Source organism: Streptomyces sp. NPDC002845 (genome assembly GCF_053591955.1).
Window position 1 is genome coordinate 1 of the sequence record NZ_JBSFUU010000048.1, and the last position, 16,016, is coordinate 16,016.

Here is a 16,016-nt window from a genome sequence, read left to right on the forward strand (position 1 = left end):
TGCCGTGCGGGCGCTCGGGGGTGCCCTCGGAACGCGGGAAGAACTCGTACCAGGAGCCGTACAACGCCCGCTCCCGCTCCACCAGCAGCGGCAACGTCTCCGAAGCCGTCACGAGATCCCGCAGCGGATACCGGGTGAGCACCGCGTCCACCCGCGGCATCAGCGCGGCGGCGAAACGGGCCGCGGGCGGCAGGGAGTCGTCGCGCATCGCCCGCACGGCGGCCAGCACCGTGTGGCGTGCCGCGCGCTCGGGCACGTGCGCGGCGGCCCGCTCGTACAGATCGGCGCCCTCCTCCAGGACCAGCCCGGTGTCGATGCCCGCCGGGATCTTGATGCCTGCCGTCCGGCGCCAGGTGGCCAGGGGGTCGCTCCAGGCCTCGACCCGGTATGTCCAGAGGCCCACCGCGCCCGGTGTGACCTCGGCGCCCCAGCGGTCGCTGCCCGGGGCCAGTTCGCGCATCGGTGTCCAGGGGCCGGGGCGGCCCTCGGGATCCTCCAGTACGACATTGGCGGCCACCGCGTCATGGCCCTCGCGGAAGACCGTGGCGGTGACCTGGAAGGACTCGCCCGGAACGGCCTTCGCCGGGCGTCTGCCGCACTCGACGGCCGGGCGGACATCCCGGACAGGAATGCGGCCGATGGCCGGTCTCGGGCTCATCGGGCTCATGGGTCTCACCTCTGCTGTTCTCGGGCCGGCGCTGGGCCGGCGGGTCACTGCCTCCCTCTCGTGGAACGCCGGCCCGGCGGCGGACCGCGTCGGGAGGCGCGGCTCTTGTGGACCTGGCGGCTCTCCTCCCGGAGGTAGGTGAGCAGGTTGGTCCGCAGATAGAGTTCGGCGGCCTCGACCGCCTCCCGCGCGCAGCGTTTCCCCATCAGGACGCACAAGGTGTAGCCCGAGTCCTCGAAGCCGTCCCTGGCCGTGCGGTCGTCCGGTGACGCGAGCATCACGCGTTCCCACGCCCGATACCGTTCCAGGTGCCGGGCGACCTCGGCTTTGGCGGGCAGCAGCATGGCGCTCGTCACCTTCTCGACGCTGTCGGTGGGGCACGCTCCCGGAACGGGGCGTGCACGAAGGAGGTATCGGCCCGTACGGGGGCCAGAGACCTTCACTCATGGTGCACGTGTGACGACCCAGCGTCCTGTTGGATCTTCAACTACCCGCCGACCGGCCGCGCTGAGCTGCCTCGATGAGCGCGGTCGCGCTCTCGTGTTGCACGAATGGACCAGCACTCCCACCCTGGAGCTGACTCAGAAGCGATCAGCGCTCACGCTTCGTGCTCGGGGCTCGGCCCGCTCGGACGACGATCCGCTCGGACGAGGAGGAGCGAGAGCTTCGCAGGTGAGGAGCCAACGACGATGAAGACCGCAGTGCCCTGCTACTACCACCTCGACGTGGAGGTCGGCCCCGAACGGGTCGGACAGGTCAGGCGCATCCTGGCCGCTTACCTCCGCCTCTGGGACCTGGAAACCCTCGTCGAACCCGTCTGCGCCAACGCCGAGCTGCTGCTGCGCGCGATCGACGAGCACACGACGGACAAGAACACGTCGATCGAGCTGTGGTGGAACGGACAGCACCTCATCACCGCCGTCGGGGAGAACGACCGGAACCTGCGCCCCGACCAGGACCTGCGCCCCTGCCTGACCCGCATCGCCGCGCTGAGCGACGGCTGGGGCTGCTGCGGGACGGAGAACGGCGGCAAGGTGATCTGGTTCTCCCAGCGCGCCCGTGCCGGCGAACGCGTCCCGCTGGTGCCGATCGCGCCCTCGCCGACGCTGCGGGAGGTGCTTCAGGTGCCCCGCGAGGTACCGGCCGCCGTCCTCGCCAGTACGCCGGACACCCGGTCGGGCGTACTGGAGGACACGCGGTGACCGTGCGGCCGCGCCGCAGAGGGGTGCCCGCCCGGAACGGGCACCCCTATCCGCTGGGCGCGTCCTTCGACGGCGAGGGCACCAACTTCGCGCTGTTCAGCGAGGTCGCCACACACGTCGACCTCGTCCTCGTCGATGACGACGGCCGCCACCACACCGTCCCGCTGACCGAGTACGACGGCTTCGTGTGGCACTGCTACCTCCCCGGCGTCGGACCGGGGCAGCGCTACGGCTACCGCGTGCACGGGCCCTGGGACCCGGCCGCCGGCCACCGGTGCAATCCGGCGAAGCTGCTCCTCGACCCGTACGCCACCGCCGTGGACGGGCAGATGGACAACCACGCCTCGCTCTACGAACGCGCGCCCACGGGGCCCGACCCGGCCGACAGCGCCGGCCACACCATGCTCGGCGTGGTCACCGACCCGGCCTTCGACTGGGGCGACGACCGCCCGCCCCGGCGGTCGTACGCCGACACCGTCATCTACGAGGCCCATGTCCGCGGCCTCACCCGCACCCACCCGGAGATCCCCGACGAACTCCGGGGCACCTACGCGGGGTTGGCCCACCCCGCGGCCGTCGAGCACCTGACCTCGCTGGGGGTGACCGCGGTCGAGCTGATGCCGGTGCACCAGTTCGTCCAGGACGGGGTGCTGCGCGACCGGGGGCTGTCCAACTACTGGGGCTACAACACGATCGGCTTCTTCGCGCCCCACAACGCCTACGCCGCCCACGGCACCCGCGGCGAACAGGTCACCGAGTTCAAGGCCATGGTCAAGGCGCTGCACGCGGCCGGGCTGGAAGTGATCCTCGACGTGGTCTACAACCACACCGCCGAGGGCAACGAGAAGGGCCCGACCCTCTCCTTCCGGGGCATCGACAACGCCTCGTACTACCGCCTGGTGGACGGCGACTGGGCCCACTACTACGACACCACCGGCACCGGGAACAGCCTGCTGATGCGGCACCCCTACGTGCTCCAGCTGATCATGGACTCGCTGCGGTACTGGGTCACCGAGATGCACGTGGACGGCTTCCGCTTCGACCTCGCGGCCACCCTGGCCCGGCAGTTCCACGAGGTGGACCGGCTGTCGGCGTTCTTCGACCTGATCCAGCAGGACCCGGTGATCAGCAGGGTCAAGCTCATCGCCGAACCGTGGGACGTCGGCGAGGGCGGCTACCAGGTGGGCAACTTCCCGCCGCTGTGGTCGGAGTGGAACGGCAGGTACCGTGACGCCGTACGGGACTTCTGGCGTGCCGGCGAGCACACGCTCGCCGAGTTCGCCTCCCGTCTGACCGGCTCCTCGGACCTGTACGAGCACAGCCGGCGCCGCCCGCGCGCCAGCGTCAACTTCGTCACCGCGCACGACGGTTTCACCCTGCGCGACCTGGTCTCGTACAACGACAAGCACAACGAGGCCAACGGTGAGCAGGGCCGGGACGGCGAGAGCGTCAACCGCTCCTGGAACTGCGGGGCCGAGGGCCCCACGCGCGATCGGCGCGTCCTCGCGCTGCGCGCCCGCCAGCAGCGCAACCTGCTGGCCACCCTGCTGCTGTCCCAGGGGATCCCCATGCTGTGCCACGGCGACGAGCTCGGCCGCACCCAGCGCGGCAACAACAACGCGTACTGCCAGGACAACGAGGTCTCCTGGATCGACTGGCGGCTGACCGGTGAGCAGCGCGAGCTGATGGACCTCACACGGCGCCTGATCGCCCTGCGCGCCGCCCACCCCGTACTGCGCCGCCGCCGCTTCTTCCGCGGCGAGACGGCGACGCACGCGGACCAGCCGCTGCCCGACCTGGTGTGGCTGCTGCCGGACGCGCGCGAGATGGCCGACCTGGACTGGCAGCGCTCCGACGCGCACGCCGTCGGCGTCTTCCTCAACGGCGACGCCATCGCGGAACCCGACCCGCGCGGCCGCCCGGTGGTCGACGACTCCTTCCTGCTCCTGCTGAACAGCTACTGGGAGCCGATGGTCTTCCGCCTGCCCGACGCCACGTACGGCGAGTGCTGGACGACCTGCATCGACACTGCCGAGCCGCACGGTGACCCGGACGAGTCGGAGCACAAGGCGGACACGGAGCTGTGTGTCGAGGCACGGAGCCTGGTGCTGCTGTCGCGGCCTTCCCGGCCCCGGCCGCACAGGACCAGGGCGTCGACCAAGCCGGCCAGGCAGACCAAGCCAACCAAGCAGACCGAGCCAGCCAAGTCGTCCAAGTCGTCCAGGACGGCTCGGAAAGCGTGACGACAGGGGAGCCGGTCAGTCCGCCGGACGCCAGGTCACCGTGAACTGGGCTCCGTCCGGGTCACGGAGCACGGCCTCGTCCTCGCTCTGCCGCAGGACGGTTCCCCCGTGGGCCTCGGCGGTCTTGGCGCAGGCCGCCACATCGGAGGTCGGGAAGTGGACCTGCCAGTGGGGCCGGATCGTCGGATCGGGCGCCGCCTCCAGCGCCCCGGAGCTGATCCGGGCCACGACGTCGCCCTCGCTGCGCAGCACGACCTCGTTGCCCTCGTAGTGGACCTCGCAGCAGCCGGGACGGTCCGAGGCCCACTCCAGGACCTCGCCGTAGAAGATGGCGGCGTCGAAGGCGTCGCGGGTGTGCAGCCGGATGAAGACCGGGGCGGCCCGCCGCCAGGCCTCCCAGTCGGTGAGGAGCTCCCCCTCCCAGATCCCGAAGGAGGCTCCGTCCCGGTCGGCCAGCAGGGCCGCACGGCCGGGCGGGAAGGAGATCGGCCCCACCGCTGCCGTACCCCCGCGCTCCCGGGCCCTGGCGGCGGCCTCGTCGGCGCTGGCCACGGCGAAGTACGGGGTCCAGGCGACCGCCATCTGCCACATGGAGGCCACCGCGGCGATCCCCGCGATGGGAGTTCCGTCCGACACGGCGATCCGGAAGTGGTCGCCGAGCTTGGCCGAGCGCCACTTCCAGCCCAGTACGGCCTGATAGAAGGCCTCGGCGGCATCGAGGTCGCGGGTGGTCAGACTCACCCAGCACGGGGCACCGAACACGGAATGGGTGGAGACGATGGTCTTCGCACCGCTGGGGGGTGTCATGTCGTGGTTCATGGCAGTCGCGTCCTGGTCTCGTCGGCCGACACACACACCGGTCGGACACCAGTGTCCAACCGGACCCGCGCCCCGTGCCTGTCGAGTACCCGGACGGCGCCCCCGAAACGGACGGCGGATCCGCGCCTCCGGCCCGCGAGGTCGCGCAGCCCCCGCACGGCCGTACGGGTGACGCCTGAGCCGGGCGGTCCCCGAAACGGCCACGCGGACTCCCCGCGCGAACGGATCGACGGGCCGGGTCGGTGAGGAGCCTCACGCCGAAGGGCGCCCGCCGTAAACCTCTCTCCGGCCGATCGGGATTTTCCTGAGGGCAGAACGCCGGTCCCTTCCCGTGGCGTTCCGCGATCCTAGGCTGAAGGGGTGAGCAATCAAGCGCCGAACGAAGCCCGCGTCATTCCCCTGCGCCCGGCGGCGAACGCCCCGGCCCCGACCCCCGCCGCCCCGGCCGCCAAGGAACCCCTCTGGCGCGACCTCGTCGGTGACGTGCTCCGGCGTGAACGGCTCGCACAGGAGCGGACGTTGAAGGACGTGGCCGGGGCGGCGCGGATCTCGATGCCGTACCTCTCGGAGCTGGAGCGGGGCCGCAAGGAGGCCTCCTCGGAGGTCCTCGCGGCCGCCGCCCGCGCCCTCGGTCTCGGCCTGGGCGATCTGCTGTCCCGGGCCCACGGCGATCTCACCCGGCGGCACGCGCAGCCGCGGACGACGACCTCGTCGCCGTACAACGGGCTGTGCCTGGCCGCGTAGCGGTCACACCCCCACGGGCCGTCGGCTGATCACCTCGTCGGCGAGCCCGTACGCGACGGCCTCCCGCGCGGTGAAGACCTTGTCGCGGTCCATGTCCGCGCGGAGGGCCGCCGTGTCGTGGTGCGTGTGCCGGGAGAGGACCTCCTCGATCTGGGCGCGGATGCGGACCATTTCCTTGGCCTGGAGCGAGAGGTCCGACACCGTGCCCTGGCGGCCGCTGCTCGCGGGCTGACCGAGCAGCACGCGAGCGTGCTCCAGGACGAAGCGACGGCCCGGGTCCCCGCCCGCCAGCAGCACCGCCGCCGTGGAGGCCGCCTGGCCCACGCAGAACGTCGCGATCGGCGCCTGCACGAAGGTCATCGTGTCGTAGATCGCCATGAGCGAAGAGATCGAGCCGCCGGGTGAGTTGATGTAGATGGCGATCTCGTTCTCCGGGGCCGACGACTCCAGATGGAGGAGCTGGGCGATGACGACATTGGCGACCCCGTCGTCGATCTCCGTGCCGAGGAAGATGATCCGCTCGGACAGCAGCCGGCTGAACACGTCGTACGACCGCTCGCCCTGCGGGGTGCGCTCGACGACGTTCGGAATCGTGTATGTCCCCATGGCTACAGTCCCATCCGTCGCCTTGACGAGGCCGGCCGCACGTCGTCGAGCGACTCGACGACCCGGTCGACCATCCCGTACTCGCGTGCCTGCTCGGCCGTGAACCACCGGTCGCGGTCGCCGTCCCGGGCGATCGTCTCGGGAGACTGCCCGGTGTGCTCGGCCGTGATCCGTTCGATCGCCTGCTTTGTGAACTCCAGGTTCTCCGCCTGGATCTCGATGTCGGCGGTGGTCCCGCCGATGCCCGCCGACGGCTGGTGCATCATGATCCGCGCGTTCGGCAGCGCGAACCGCTTGCCGTGCGTGCCCACACTGAGCAGGAACTGCCCCATGCTCGCGGCGAAGCCCATGGCGAGCGTCGACACGTCGTTGGGGATCAGCCGCATCGTGTCGTAGATCGCGAGCCCGGCCGTCACCGAACCGCCCGGGCTGTTGATGCAGAGACTGATGTCGGTGCGCGGGTCCTCCGCCGACAGCACCAGCAGCTGGGCGCAGACCCGGTTGGCCGACACCTCGTCGACCTGGGTGCCCAGGAAGACGATCCGCTGCGCGAGCAGTTGCGCGGCCAGATGGTCGTCGAACCGCGACGCCGGGGTGTCCCCCTCCTCGGCCCGCGGTGCCGGGCCTGCTGCCCAGCCGGTGATGAGTGGAGTCATCGGTCCTCCCAGTCGTTGACGCGGCGGTGGTCGCCGCGCACTCCACTCTTGCCCCGGAGCGGCTGTCACCTGGGCTTTCTCTGCCCGCGGCAGATCTGCCACGGGCAGACGGCGCTCAGGGACGGGCGGCCGGGCCCGCGTCCCGCAGCTGCCGGAAGAAGGCCCGTACGTCCCCGACCAGCAGGTCCGGCACCTCCAGGGCCGCGAAGTGCCCGCCCCGGTCGAACTCCGTCCAGCGCGCGATGAAGTTCGTACGGTCCGCGATGTGCCGCATCGGTATGAAGTTCTCGCGGGGGAAGACGGCCAGGGCGGTCGGCGTCGTCGACGGCTCGGGCGCGGCACCCCACCCGTCGGCGTGCGCCCGCTCGTAGTAGATGCGGGCGGACGATCCCGCGGTGCCGGTGAGCCAGTACAGCATCACGTTGGTGAGCAGCAGATCCCGGTCGACGGCGTCCTCCGGGCGGTCGGCGGAGTCCGTCCACTCCTTGAACTCCTCGGCGATCCAGGCGAGTTGGCCGACCGGCGAGTCCGCCAGCGCGTACGCGAGGGTCTGCGGCCGGGTGGACTGGAGCACACCGTAGCCCTGCTGTTCGCGCACCCACTCCTGCGTGCGCTCCCAGGAGGCCAGCGCCCGCTGGCGCTCGGCCGGGCTCAGGGCGGCCGGCTCCTCCTCGCTCGGCGGCGTGGTGACGGCCGCGTCGGGCAGCAGGTTCAGGTGGACGCCGATGACGTGCTCGGGGCGGGTGCGGCCCAGCTCGCGGGAGATGACCGCGCCCCAGTCCCCGCCCTGCGCGCCGTACCGCCGATAACCGAGCCGTTCCATCAGCTCGGCCCATGCCGAGGCCACCCGGCGGTACTCCCAGCCGGGCTCCCGCGTCGGCCCGGACAGACCGAACCCCGGAATGCTCGGTATCACCAGATGGAACGCGTCGGCGGGGTCCCCGCCGTGGGCCCGGGGGTTCGTCAACGGGCCGGCGATGTCGGTGAATTCGACGATCGAACCCGGCCAGCCGTGCGTGATGACCAGCGGGGTCGCGTCCGGTTCGGGGGACCGGACATGGGCGAAGTGCACGGTCGCGCCGTCGATCTCCGTGGTGAACTGCGGCCAGGAGTTCAGCCGCGCCTCGGCGGCACGCCAGTCGTAGTCGTGCCGCCAGTAGTGCACGAGGTCGCGCAGATGGCCGAGGGGGACGCCGTACGCCCAGCCCACGCCCGGCAGCTCGTCCGGCCAGCGGGTGCGGTCGAGGCGGGTGTGCAGGTCGTCGAGGTCGGCCTGGGGGATGTCGAGGCGGAACGGGCGGATTTCGTGCGGGTGCGTAGGGGCCATGTGCGCGGATGGTAGTTCCGGTGGGCGGTTCGGCATCCCCGGTTTTTCGGCCGCGCGGCATCCGGTGGGGTCCTGTGCGCGTGCCACCGATGAGTTTCGGGTCGAGGATCGGTCGATACAGGTGACGACACTCTCGCGACCGAGGAGGCACCCATGCCCGCGAACGGATTCACCACCTGTCTGTGGTTCGACGGCCAGGCCGAGGAAGCGGCCGCCTACTACGTCTCGGTCTTCAAGAACTCCCGGCTCGGCCGGATCAGCCGCTACACCGAGGCCGGGCCCGGCCCCGCCGGTTCCGTGGTCACCGCCGAGTTCGTGGCCAACGGCCAGAAATTCGTCGCCCTGAACGGCGGCCCGGAGTTCACCTTCAGCGAGGCCATCTCCTTCCAGATCCTCTGCGACGACCAGGACGAGGTCGACCACTACTGGAACCGGTTCATCGCGGACGGCGGCGAGGCCGGTCCCTGCGGCTGGCTCAAGGACAAGTACGGCCTGTCCTGGCAGGTCGTCCCCGCCAGGCTCATCGAACTGGTCAGCGACCCGGACCCGGAGAAGGCCGCCCGCGCCACCCGGGCCATGCTCTCCATGACCAAGCTCGACATCGCCGCCCTGGAGAAGGCGTACGCGGGCGAGTGACCCCCGGACCACGGCCGGGGCCGTCACCCCGTACCCGTACGGCCTCTTCGAGTCCATCCCCGCCATCCACGGGCTCACCCGGCTGCGCGCTGGGTGACGTGGTCCGCGATCGTCCGGGTGATCTCCCGGGCGATCCGCAGGATGCCGGGGGAGCGGACCGGGCACGGCTTCGGCTCGGACGTCGTGGGGGCCAGGCAGAAGCGGAGGTAGTCCTCGTCGTGGTGCAGGGCGGTGCGGCCCTGGTCCGGCTGGGTGCAGTACGCGGTGTGCTCGCGCTCGTACTCCGTGCACGGCAGGTACTGGGTCCAGGTGTAGCGCGCCGAGTCGGGGCTCACGGTGCTGCCCGCGTCCGCGACGAGGTCGCCCGAGGCCTTGGCCCGCTCCTTGCAGAGGGCGTTGACGCGGCGCACCCGGTCCGGGGTGATGGGGTCGGGACCCTGCAGTACCCACACGACGGTCGGCCGGTGCGAGCCGCCGGCGCCGGCGATCTGGTCCGTCAGCCGTTCGGCGTCGGCGGCGTACCGCGCGAAGTACCTGTCCTCGTCCTGGTCGTACGTGGTGCCGTCCATGCAGGGCGTGTAGTCCCAGGCGTTGCTCCGGAACTGCAGTACCACGTAGTCCGGGCGCAGCCGGTGGACCAGCGTGGCGGCCTTGTCCCGCGCCGGCGCGAGCGACCGGTCGGCGGTGTCCTCCAGGTAGTCGCAGAGCGTGGTGCCCGAGTAGGGGGCGCTGGTGTAGCGCGCGTTCAGGCCGGCCCGCAGCTGCTGCCCGAGGACGTTCTGGTTCTCCATGGCGAGGGAGTCGCCGAGGCAGAGCACCGTGGGCGCCTTCTTCGGGGCGGCCGAGGGGCTCGGGTAGGCGGCTGCCCGCTGACGTGTGGTCGCGGAGGGCTCGGGGGCCTCGCGCGTGGGTGCAGGCGCGGGTGTGGACTCCGGGCCCCCGCACGCGCCCAGCAGCAGCCCGGCCGGCGACGCCGCCATGACCACGTTCCGCGGCTTGCGCATGCGGCGCAACTCCCGCCCCGGTCACCGAAACGGCTCCCCAGGCAAGCAGAGGCGGCCTCAAGGGGGAAGACATGCGTCAGCCACGGGGGCGGGCGTCCGGCCGTACGCCGAGCAGGCGTGCGACCGGACGCCCCGAGGACTCAGGGGGTCATGCCCCCGGTGCACGCGGCACCCGGCTCCGGGGTCTGCTCGCCCTGCACGTACTTGTCCAGGAACTTCTGGACCCGCGCGTCCGACGCCGAGTCCACCTTCAGCTGGTTGCCCCAGGCGCTCAGCACGATCGGCGAGGACTGGTCCTCGTACGGGCTCATGAAGGTGTACGTCGTGTTGGTGACCAGCTCGGACAGGTCGTCGACGTCCGCCTTGGAGGCCTTGTCGTTGTATGTGACCCAGACGGCGCCGTGCTCCAGCGCGTGCACGGCGTTCTCGTTCGGCACGGCCTTCGTGTAGACCTGCGCGTCGCAGTTCACCCAGACCTGGTTGTGGTCGCCGCCGACGGGCGGGCTCATCGGGTAGTCGACGGTCTCGGCCACGTGGTTCTGGCTGAGGTCGGACCAGGTCTGCACGCCCTCGACCGGCGCGGCCTTCGCCTCCTCCTTCTCCTGGGCGGCGTCGACCAGGTACCAGCCGCCGCCGACCAGTCCGGCGAGGATCACGGCGGTGGCGCCGAGGGTGAGCAGGCGGTAGCGCCGCTCACGGGCCTGCTCGGCGCGGCGCAGCTCCTCGATGCGGGCGCGACGGGCCGCGCTCTGTGCCTTGGCGTTGGATTTGCCCATGGGAACGTCCTTCTCCCCGCCGTGTGTTCGGAGCACGGCGGTACTGCGTGTGGTGGTCGGGATCGGAAATGCGGTGAGGCGGGGCGGTGCGCGGCTGTCCGCCCTGGACCCGGACTAGACCCGGAGGAGCTGCAGTTCGTGGAGATCGGGAGGACGGGCCGCGCCAGGTTCCCGGGACGGGGCGAGCGCCGCGCGGGCGGGGGCGGCCGGGGGCTGTCCCGGGGCGCAGGCCCGGTCCGCGCCGAAGAGGGGCGTGTGGCCGAGTACGCCGTGGTGGCGTTGCGCGCCGTGGCAGTGGTGATCGCGCGGGCCCTTCTCGCACGGATCCCGGTCCGCGTGCTGCGGCACCCCGGCGTCCAGGCGTTCGTCCGCCGTCGCGGAGGGCGCCCGGGGCGCCGGCGTGACGGCGGACGTGGATGTGACCGCCGAGGGCTCGGCGGCCCGCGCCGGAGGAGCGCTCACACAGAACAGCGCGAAGGTCGCCGACCCCACCAGGAGCGCGAGGAACAGGCGCGCCCACCGGCCGCGGGCACGCGACAGCGTCGTACGCCTACGACGGAACCGCGGACCGGACATGAGGACGCCTGTCGACTCAAGGGATTCGGGACAGTGAGCGCCGCTGAAATTATCAGACCGACGGCGAACGGCTGTGCGCAGGATTGACACCGGCTCACTTTGTCGTGTTCTCGACATTGGCGTCCGGGGTCCGCCCAGGCCCCATGCCTGAGGGCGCCGTTCCGGTGTCCCCGTACGCCTCCGTTCTCACCTGCAAGGGGTGACGTCCGTGTTCAGAGGCGCCAAGGCACTCTGTGCCAGCTTCATATCCGTCACGCTGACCCTCGGCCTGTGCACACCAGCGGTGGCCGCCGACAGCGCCGACAGCACGGCACCGCCGCGCGGCTGGGTGGGCACCTGGGAGTCCCCGGCGGCGGTCGGCGCGAGCACCGACGAGCTCGCCCCGGGCGACTCCGTGCGCCAGGTCGTGCCCGTCGGCGTCGGCGGCCCTCGGGTCCGCGTGCGGCTCTCCCACGAGTTCGGCACCGCGCCGCTGCCGCTCGGCCGGGTGACCGTCGCCGTCCGGGGGGACCATCTGCACCCGAACGACGCGGGATGCGAGGCGATGGCGGCCGCGGTCGACCTGACGACCTTGTGACCGCCTCCCGTGAGGACCGGCGTCTCCGTGATCCGCCTACGGTGCGGGAGGGAAGCGCCGCTCCGTGAGGTCGTTGACCAGCACCGCCGCCCCGTCGAAGCGCCCCGCCTTGAGGTCCCGCAGGGCCTGCTGGGCCTGGGAGAGCGGGTAGGTGTGCGTGGTGGCGCGTATGCCGTGGCGGGCGGCCAGGGCGAGGAACTCGCGGCCGTCCTCGCGGGTGTTGGAGGTGACGCTGCGGACTTCCTTCTCGTAGAACAGGTCGGTCTCGTAGCGCAGCGGGGGCGTGTCGCTCAGGTGGATGCCGGCGATCGACAGGATTCCGCCGCGGTCGAGGGCGCGCAGGGCGACGGGGACGAGGTCGCCGACCGGGGCGAAGAGGATCGCGCTGTCCAGGGGCTCGGGCGGTGGGTCGTACGCGTCAGCCGCGGAGGCGCAGCCGAGGTCCAGCGCGAGCTGTCGCGCATCCGCGCCCCGGGTCATCACGTGCACGGTGGCGCCCTCGGCGAGGGCCAGCTGCGCGCACAGATGGGCGCTGCCGCCGAAGCCGTACAGGCCGAGCCGTCCGCCCGGCGGCAGTGACGCCCGCTTCAGCGCGCGGTAGCCGATGATGCCCGCGCAGAGCAGGGGTGCCACGGTCACGTCGCCGACGTCGCCGGGCAGGGGGTAGGCGAAAGCGGCCGGGACGGTCGTGTACTCGGCGTAGCCGCCGTCGGCGTCCCAGCCGGTGTACGCCGAATCGGGGCACAGGTTCTCGTTGCCACGCACGCAGTACGCGCAGGTGCCGTCGGCCCGCCGCAGCCAGGCCACGCCCACCCGGTCGCCGGGCGCGAAGCCGCGTACGTCCTCGCCCATGGCCGCGACCGTGCCGATGACCTCGTGCCCGGGTGTCACCCCCGGCCGGCGCACGGGCAGATCGCCCTCACTGACATGCAGATCGGTCCGGCACACGCCGCAGGCGCGGACATGCACCAGCAGTTCGTCGGCCCCCGGCACCGGCACCGGCTTCTCGGCGAACCGCAGGGGTCCGTCCTCGACCGGGCCCGGCCGGGTCACCTCCCACGCGCGCATCAGTGCGTGCTCCCGCGCCTGCGTCATCCCGTACCCCGTCCCGTCGACGACCGACCGTCCCCGGGCAACCAGTCTCGTACGGTCCGTCCCCTTCGGCGCGCGGCCGGGCGAAAGGCTGGCTAGCGTGAAACGGGGGCACACCACCCGTCGAATCGAGGAGAGCCGCAGCCATGGCCGCATTTCCCGAGGGATCGCCCTGCTGGGCCGACGCCATGTTCAGCGATGTCGAGGGGGCGAAGCGCTTCTACGGCGACGTCCTGGGCTGGACGTTCGGCGAGGCGTCGACCGACTACGGCAACTACACGCAGGCCTACGCGGATGGCAAGGCGGTCGCCGCCGTCGTACCGCCGATGCCGGGGCAGGAGGGCCAGTCCGCCTGGTGTCTGTACCTCGCCTCCCCGGACGCCACCGCCACCGCCGCCAAGATCCGTGCAGCCGGCGGCGAGGTGCTGATGGAGCCGATGCAGGTCGGCGAGTTCGGCACCATGCTGCTGGCCCGTGACCCGGGCGGCGTCGTCTTCGGGGTCTGGCAGGCGGGCGCCCACACGGGCTTCGAGGCGGTGGCCGAACCCGGCGCGTACTGCTGGGCCGAGGTCTTCACCCGCGAACCGGAGAAGTCCGACGCGTTCTTCCCGGCCGTCTTCCCGTACCGGAGCAAGCAGATGGAGGACCCCGAGAACCCCGAGATGGACTTCCGGGTCTACGAGGTGGGCGAGAACATCGCCCTCGGCCGCATGAAGATGACGGACGACTTCCCGCCCGAGGTACCGCCGTACATCAACGTCTACTTCACCGTCCCCGACTGCGACGAAGCGGTCACCACGGCCGCCGAACTCGGCGGCATCCTCCGGTTCGGCCCGATGGACACCCCCTTCGGCCGCTTCGCCGCCCTCACCGACCCCCAGGGCGCGCCGTTCTCCGTCATCGACGTCACGACGACGAAGGGCGAGATGCCGAAGATGACGGAGGCCTGAGCCCACGCTCCGGTCACGGCCGGGACGCGGGCCCCCGGAACCGCCCGCGTCCCCGTCCGTGGCATGATCGGGCACATGCTGGAACGCGTTGTGGCCGCCTGTGACGGGGCGTCGAAGGGAAATCCCGGACCCGCCGGATGGGCCTGGGTGGTCGCCGACACCGAGGAGACCCCCACCCGCTGGGAGGCCGGCCCGCTGGGCACGGCCACCAACAACGTCGCCGAACTCACCGCGCTGGAGCGGCTGCTGACGGCGATCGACCCCGCCGTACCGCTGGAGGTCCGGATGGACTCCCAGTACGCGATGAAGGCCGTCACCACCTGGCTGCCCGGCTGGAAGCGCAAGGGCTGGAAGACGGCCTCCGGCAAGCCCGTCGCCAACCAGGAGCTGGTCGCGCGCATCGACGAACTCCTCGACGGGCGCTCCGTCGAATTCCGCTACGTCCCCGCCCACCAGGTCGACGGCGACCGCCTCAACGACTTCGCCGACCGCGCCGCCAGCCAGGCGGCCACCGTCCAGCAGCCCGCGGGCAGCGACCTGGGCTCCCCGGTACCCCCGCCCTCACCCGACGTGGTCCCGGCCCGCAAGGCCGCCTCGAAGAAGCCCGCGCGCACGGGGAGCTCGTCGCGCACGATCAAGGCCAAGTTCCCCGGACGCTGCGTGTGCGGCCGCCCGTACGCGGCGGGGGAGCCCATCGCCAAGAACGCCGAGGGCTGGGGGCACCCGGAATGCCGTACGGCTCAGACGTCCGGGGTCTAGCGGAACGTCGGGGCGGGACCGGCCGGACCGCTCAGTCCGTGTCGAAGGTGTAGTGCGCCGTGTGGTCGAGCAGCGCCGCTGGCGTCGTGTCGTGCCACGGCTTCATCGTCTCGTGGAGGTCGACCACGTTCGGGGTGCCGGCGGCCGGAGCGTACGGGGAGCCGGGGTGGCGGCGCTGCCAGTCGGACCAGAGTTTGTCGACGTAGGCGTGGTGCAGCCAGAACACCGGGTCGTTGGGGGAGACGCCGGTGGCCATCTGGCCGCCCACCCAGACGTGCACACGATTGTGGAGGTTGACGCCCCGCCAGCCTTCGAGATGGTTGCGGAACCCGTCCGAGGCGCTGTTCCAGGGCGCCATGTCGTACGTGGACATCGCGAGCACGGACTCGACCTCGGCCCGGGTGGGCAGTTCCCGCACCGCTCCGCCGAGTGCGCGCCGCAGATACGTCCGGCCGTCGACCCGGACACTGACCGGCCAGTTCCCGGTGGCCGCCGCGAACGCCCCGTCCATCACCCGCCCGTCCCGGCTGCGCCCGGTGCCGCCGAGAAAGTCGGGCGCCCACAGGGAGGAACGTATCGAGCGGTCGGCGGTCCAGTCCCAGTACGGCAGTGCCACGTCGGGGTCGACGGCCTGCAGGGCCTGTTCGAACTCCAGGAGGAATCTGCGGTGCCAGGGCAGGAAGGAGGGCGAACGGTGGCCCGTCCGCTCGCCGTTGTCGGTGTCACTGAGGATGAACGCGTTGTGGGTCGTGACGAAGGCGTCGTAGCGGCCATCGCGCTTGAGCTCGATCAGCGCGTCGACGAAGCGGTGCTTCTCGGCGGCGGTCAGATGCGCCTGGTTCTTGCGTACGGTCATGGGTGTGCGGCTCGCCAATCTGCTTGCTGAAGCGGTGAGGTGAAGGCGGGTCAGTCGAACGGGAGGAGTGGAGCGCCCTGCAGCTCCACCACCGCGGCACGGGCGGCGGCGCGCGATGTCGGCACGGGGTCGTAGTGGCTGACGACGCTGATCCAGCTGCCGTCGGCGTTGCGCATCACGTGCAGTTCGACCCCGTCGATGAACACGGCGTACCCGGCGCCGTGATGGTGACCGCCCCCGTTCGCCGGGCGGCCCACGATGCGGCGGCCCCGGTAGACCTCGTCGAAGGCCTCGGGCCCGTCGTGCCGCCCGGTGGCGGACGACCGGGGTGCGACGACGGTCTCGGCGCCTGCCGCGGCGGTCAGCGCGGCCGCGGTCCCGAGGGCGCGGCGACGGGTGATTTCGGGCATGCGGAGTCCTCCTGCGGGACGGAGTGGCTGATGACTCGGCATGCCTATCGGCTCGGCGGAGAACGGGAGAAGTCGCGGATGTCCGGTTGGCCGTGATCAGGACAATTGGCCAAATG

Annotated in this window: 19 protein-coding genes; 7 read left to right on the forward strand and 12 right to left on the reverse strand. The window is 71.6% G+C overall.

Annotated elements, in window-relative coordinates:
* Positions 1-658, reverse strand: a 658-nt coding sequence (locus tag ACWD3C_RS29895; RefSeq protein WP_451149351.1) for a maltotransferase domain-containing protein, incomplete at its 3' end; no start/stop codon positions are given.
* A gap of 53 nt (positions 659-711) precedes the next feature.
* Entirely contained in the window at positions 712-1,011 is a 300-nt protein-coding gene (locus ACWD3C_RS29900) for a DUF5133 domain-containing protein (RefSeq protein ID WP_451149352.1), read from the reverse strand.
* A gap of 345 nt (positions 1,012-1,356) precedes the next feature.
* On the opposite strand from ACWD3C_RS29900, the gene ACWD3C_RS29905 reads away from it, so the two are divergent.
* Positions 1,357-1,869, forward strand: a complete 513-nt coding sequence (locus tag ACWD3C_RS29905; RefSeq protein ID WP_451149277.1) for a pep a2 — start codon at positions 1,357-1,359, stop codon at positions 1,867-1,869.
* Complete coding sequence (gene glgX / locus ACWD3C_RS29910; protein ID WP_451149278.1) at positions 1,866-4,112, forward strand: glycogen debranching protein GlgX; 2,247 nt, start codon at positions 1,866-1,868, stop codon at positions 4,110-4,112. The genes ACWD3C_RS29905 and glgX overlap by 4 nt, the downstream gene beginning before the upstream one ends.
* 15 nt (positions 4,113-4,127) lie before the next feature.
* Here glgX and ACWD3C_RS29915 read toward each other — a convergent pair whose 3' ends face one another.
* On the reverse strand, positions 4,128-4,931 hold the full coding sequence (locus ACWD3C_RS29915) for a VOC family protein (RefSeq protein WP_451149279.1): 804 nt from the start codon (positions 4,929-4,931) through the stop codon (positions 4,128-4,130).
* Between the two features lie 360 nt (positions 4,932-5,291).
* On the opposite strand from ACWD3C_RS29915, the gene ACWD3C_RS29920 reads away from it, so the two are divergent.
* Positions 5,292-5,675, forward strand: coding sequence for a helix-turn-helix domain-containing protein (locus tag ACWD3C_RS29920; protein WP_451149280.1), 384 nt, complete (start codon positions 5,292-5,294; stop codon positions 5,673-5,675).
* 3 nt (positions 5,676-5,678) lie between these two features.
* On the opposite strand, the gene ACWD3C_RS29925 is transcribed toward ACWD3C_RS29920, so the two are convergent.
* The 3 genes from ACWD3C_RS29925 to ACWD3C_RS29935 all read right to left on the reverse strand — a co-directional run bounded on the left by ACWD3C_RS29925 (position 5,679) and on the right by ACWD3C_RS29935 (position 8,264).
* Positions 5,679-6,281: a ClpP family protease gene (locus tag ACWD3C_RS29925; RefSeq protein ID WP_451149281.1), complete on the reverse strand. Its 603-nt coding sequence runs from the start codon at positions 6,279-6,281 to the stop codon at positions 5,679-5,681.
* A gap of 2 nt (positions 6,282-6,283) precedes the next feature.
* Positions 6,284-6,937, reverse strand: coding sequence for an ATP-dependent Clp protease proteolytic subunit (locus tag ACWD3C_RS29930; RefSeq protein WP_451149282.1), 654 nt, complete (start codon positions 6,935-6,937; stop codon positions 6,284-6,286).
* A 115-nt stretch (positions 6,938-7,052) separates the two neighbouring features.
* Positions 7,053-8,264, reverse strand: a complete 1,212-nt coding sequence (locus tag ACWD3C_RS29935; protein WP_451149283.1) for an epoxide hydrolase family protein — start codon at positions 8,262-8,264, stop codon at positions 7,053-7,055.
* A 153-nt stretch (positions 8,265-8,417) separates the two neighbouring features.
* Here ACWD3C_RS29935 and ACWD3C_RS29940 point away from each other — a divergent pair, with 153 nt between their 5' ends.
* Entirely contained in the window at positions 8,418-8,900 is a 483-nt protein-coding gene (locus ACWD3C_RS29940) for a VOC family protein (protein WP_451149284.1), read from the forward strand.
* Between the two features lie 74 nt (positions 8,901-8,974).
* Here ACWD3C_RS29940 and ACWD3C_RS29945 read toward each other — a convergent pair whose 3' ends face one another.
* The 3 genes from ACWD3C_RS29945 to ACWD3C_RS29955 all read right to left on the reverse strand — a co-directional run bounded on the left by ACWD3C_RS29945 (position 8,975) and on the right by ACWD3C_RS29955 (position 11,256).
* Positions 8,975-9,904 carry an SGNH/GDSL hydrolase family protein gene (locus tag ACWD3C_RS29945; protein ID WP_451149285.1) on the reverse strand — a complete coding sequence of 310 codons (930 nt, stop codon included), beginning with the start codon at positions 9,902-9,904 and terminating at the stop codon, positions 8,975-8,977.
* A gap of 140 nt (positions 9,905-10,044) precedes the next feature.
* On the reverse strand, positions 10,045-10,680 hold the full coding sequence (locus tag ACWD3C_RS29950; RefSeq protein ID WP_451149286.1) for a DUF3105 domain-containing protein: 636 nt from the start codon (positions 10,678-10,680) through the stop codon (positions 10,045-10,047).
* A gap of 114 nt (positions 10,681-10,794) precedes the next feature.
* Positions 10,795-11,256: a hypothetical protein gene (locus tag ACWD3C_RS29955; RefSeq protein WP_451149287.1), complete on the reverse strand. Its 462-nt coding sequence runs from the start codon at positions 11,254-11,256 to the stop codon at positions 10,795-10,797.
* Between the two features lie 208 nt (positions 11,257-11,464).
* Between ACWD3C_RS29955 and ACWD3C_RS29960 the strand changes: the two genes are divergently transcribed.
* Positions 11,465-11,833, forward strand: a complete 369-nt coding sequence (locus ACWD3C_RS29960; protein ID WP_451149288.1) for a hypothetical protein — start codon at positions 11,465-11,467, stop codon at positions 11,831-11,833.
* A gap of 36 nt (positions 11,834-11,869) precedes the next feature.
* Here the strand turns inward: ACWD3C_RS29960 and ACWD3C_RS29965 are convergent, their stop codons facing one another.
* Positions 11,870-12,901 (reverse strand): zinc-binding alcohol dehydrogenase family protein, encoded by a 1,032-nt coding sequence (locus ACWD3C_RS29965; RefSeq protein WP_451149353.1) that lies wholly within the window; start codon positions 12,899-12,901, stop codon positions 11,870-11,872.
* A gap of 170 nt (positions 12,902-13,071) precedes the next feature.
* Here ACWD3C_RS29965 and ACWD3C_RS29970 point away from each other — a divergent pair, with 170 nt between their 5' ends.
* Entirely contained in the window at positions 13,072-13,875 is an 804-nt protein-coding gene (locus tag ACWD3C_RS29970; RefSeq protein WP_451149289.1) for a VOC family protein, read from the forward strand.
* Positions 13,876-13,938: 63 nt separating this feature from the next.
* The gene (locus ACWD3C_RS29975) at positions 13,939-14,634 is read left to right on the forward strand and encodes a ribonuclease H family protein (RefSeq protein ID WP_451149290.1); all 696 of its coding nucleotides are present in this window, start codon (positions 13,939-13,941) and stop codon (positions 14,632-14,634) included.
* Positions 14,635-14,665: 31 nt separating this feature from the next.
* Here the strand turns inward: ACWD3C_RS29975 and melC2 are convergent, their stop codons facing one another.
* Together melC2 and melC1 are read right to left on the reverse strand one after the other, a co-directional pair.
* Complete coding sequence (gene melC2 / locus ACWD3C_RS29980) at positions 14,666-15,490, reverse strand: tyrosinase MelC2 (RefSeq protein ID WP_451149291.1); 825 nt, start codon at positions 15,488-15,490, stop codon at positions 14,666-14,668.
* Between the two features lie 50 nt (positions 15,491-15,540).
* Entirely contained in the window at positions 15,541-15,900 is a 360-nt protein-coding gene (gene melC1 / locus ACWD3C_RS29985; protein WP_451149292.1) for an apotyrosinase chaperone MelC1, read from the reverse strand.
* Positions 15,901-16,016: the final 116 nt, after the last annotated feature.

Excerpts from the sequence above, each read along its gene's own strand:
- ACWD3C_RS29900 (WP_451149352.1), bottom strand. The coding sequence starts at position 1,011 with ATGCTGCTGCCCGCCAAAGCCGAGGTCGCCCGGCACCTGGAACGGTAT.
- ACWD3C_RS29905 (WP_451149277.1), top strand. The coding sequence starts at position 1,357 with ATGAAGACCGCAGTGCCCTGCTACTACCACCTCGACGTGGAGGTCGGC.
- ACWD3C_RS29915 (WP_451149279.1), bottom strand. The coding sequence starts at position 4,931 with ATGAACCACGACATGACACCCCCCAGCGGTGCGAAGACCATCGTCTCC.
- ACWD3C_RS29925 (WP_451149281.1), bottom strand. The coding sequence starts at position 6,281 with ATGGGGACATACACGATTCCGAACGTCGTCGAGCGCACCCCGCAGGGC.
- ACWD3C_RS29930 (WP_451149282.1), bottom strand. The coding sequence starts at position 6,937 with ATGACTCCACTCATCACCGGCTGGGCAGCAGGCCCGGCACCGCGGGCC.
- ACWD3C_RS29935 (WP_451149283.1), bottom strand. The coding sequence starts at position 8,264 with ATGGCCCCTACGCACCCGCACGAAATCCGCCCGTTCCGCCTCGACATC.
- ACWD3C_RS29940 (WP_451149284.1), top strand. The coding sequence starts at position 8,418 with ATGCCCGCGAACGGATTCACCACCTGTCTGTGGTTCGACGGCCAGGCC.
- ACWD3C_RS29945 (WP_451149285.1), bottom strand. The coding sequence starts at position 9,904 with ATGCGCAAGCCGCGGAACGTGGTCATGGCGGCGTCGCCGGCCGGGCTG.
- ACWD3C_RS29950 (WP_451149286.1), bottom strand. The coding sequence starts at position 10,680 with ATGGGCAAATCCAACGCCAAGGCACAGAGCGCGGCCCGTCGCGCCCGC.
- ACWD3C_RS29955 (WP_451149287.1), bottom strand. The coding sequence starts at position 11,256 with ATGTCCGGTCCGCGGTTCCGTCGTAGGCGTACGACGCTGTCGCGTGCC.
- ACWD3C_RS29965 (WP_451149353.1), bottom strand. The coding sequence starts at position 12,901 with ATGCGCGCGTGGGAGGTGACCCGGCCGGGCCCGGTCGAGGACGGACCC.
- ACWD3C_RS29970 (WP_451149289.1), top strand. The coding sequence starts at position 13,072 with ATGGCCGCATTTCCCGAGGGATCGCCCTGCTGGGCCGACGCCATGTTC.
- ACWD3C_RS29975 (WP_451149290.1), top strand. The coding sequence starts at position 13,939 with ATGATCGGGCACATGCTGGAACGCGTTGTGGCCGCCTGTGACGGGGCG.
- melC2 (WP_451149291.1), bottom strand. The coding sequence starts at position 15,490 with ATGACCGTACGCAAGAACCAGGCGCATCTGACCGCCGCCGAGAAGCAC.
- melC1 (WP_451149292.1), bottom strand. The coding sequence starts at position 15,900 with ATGCCCGAAATCACCCGTCGCCGCGCCCTCGGGACCGCGGCCGCGCTG.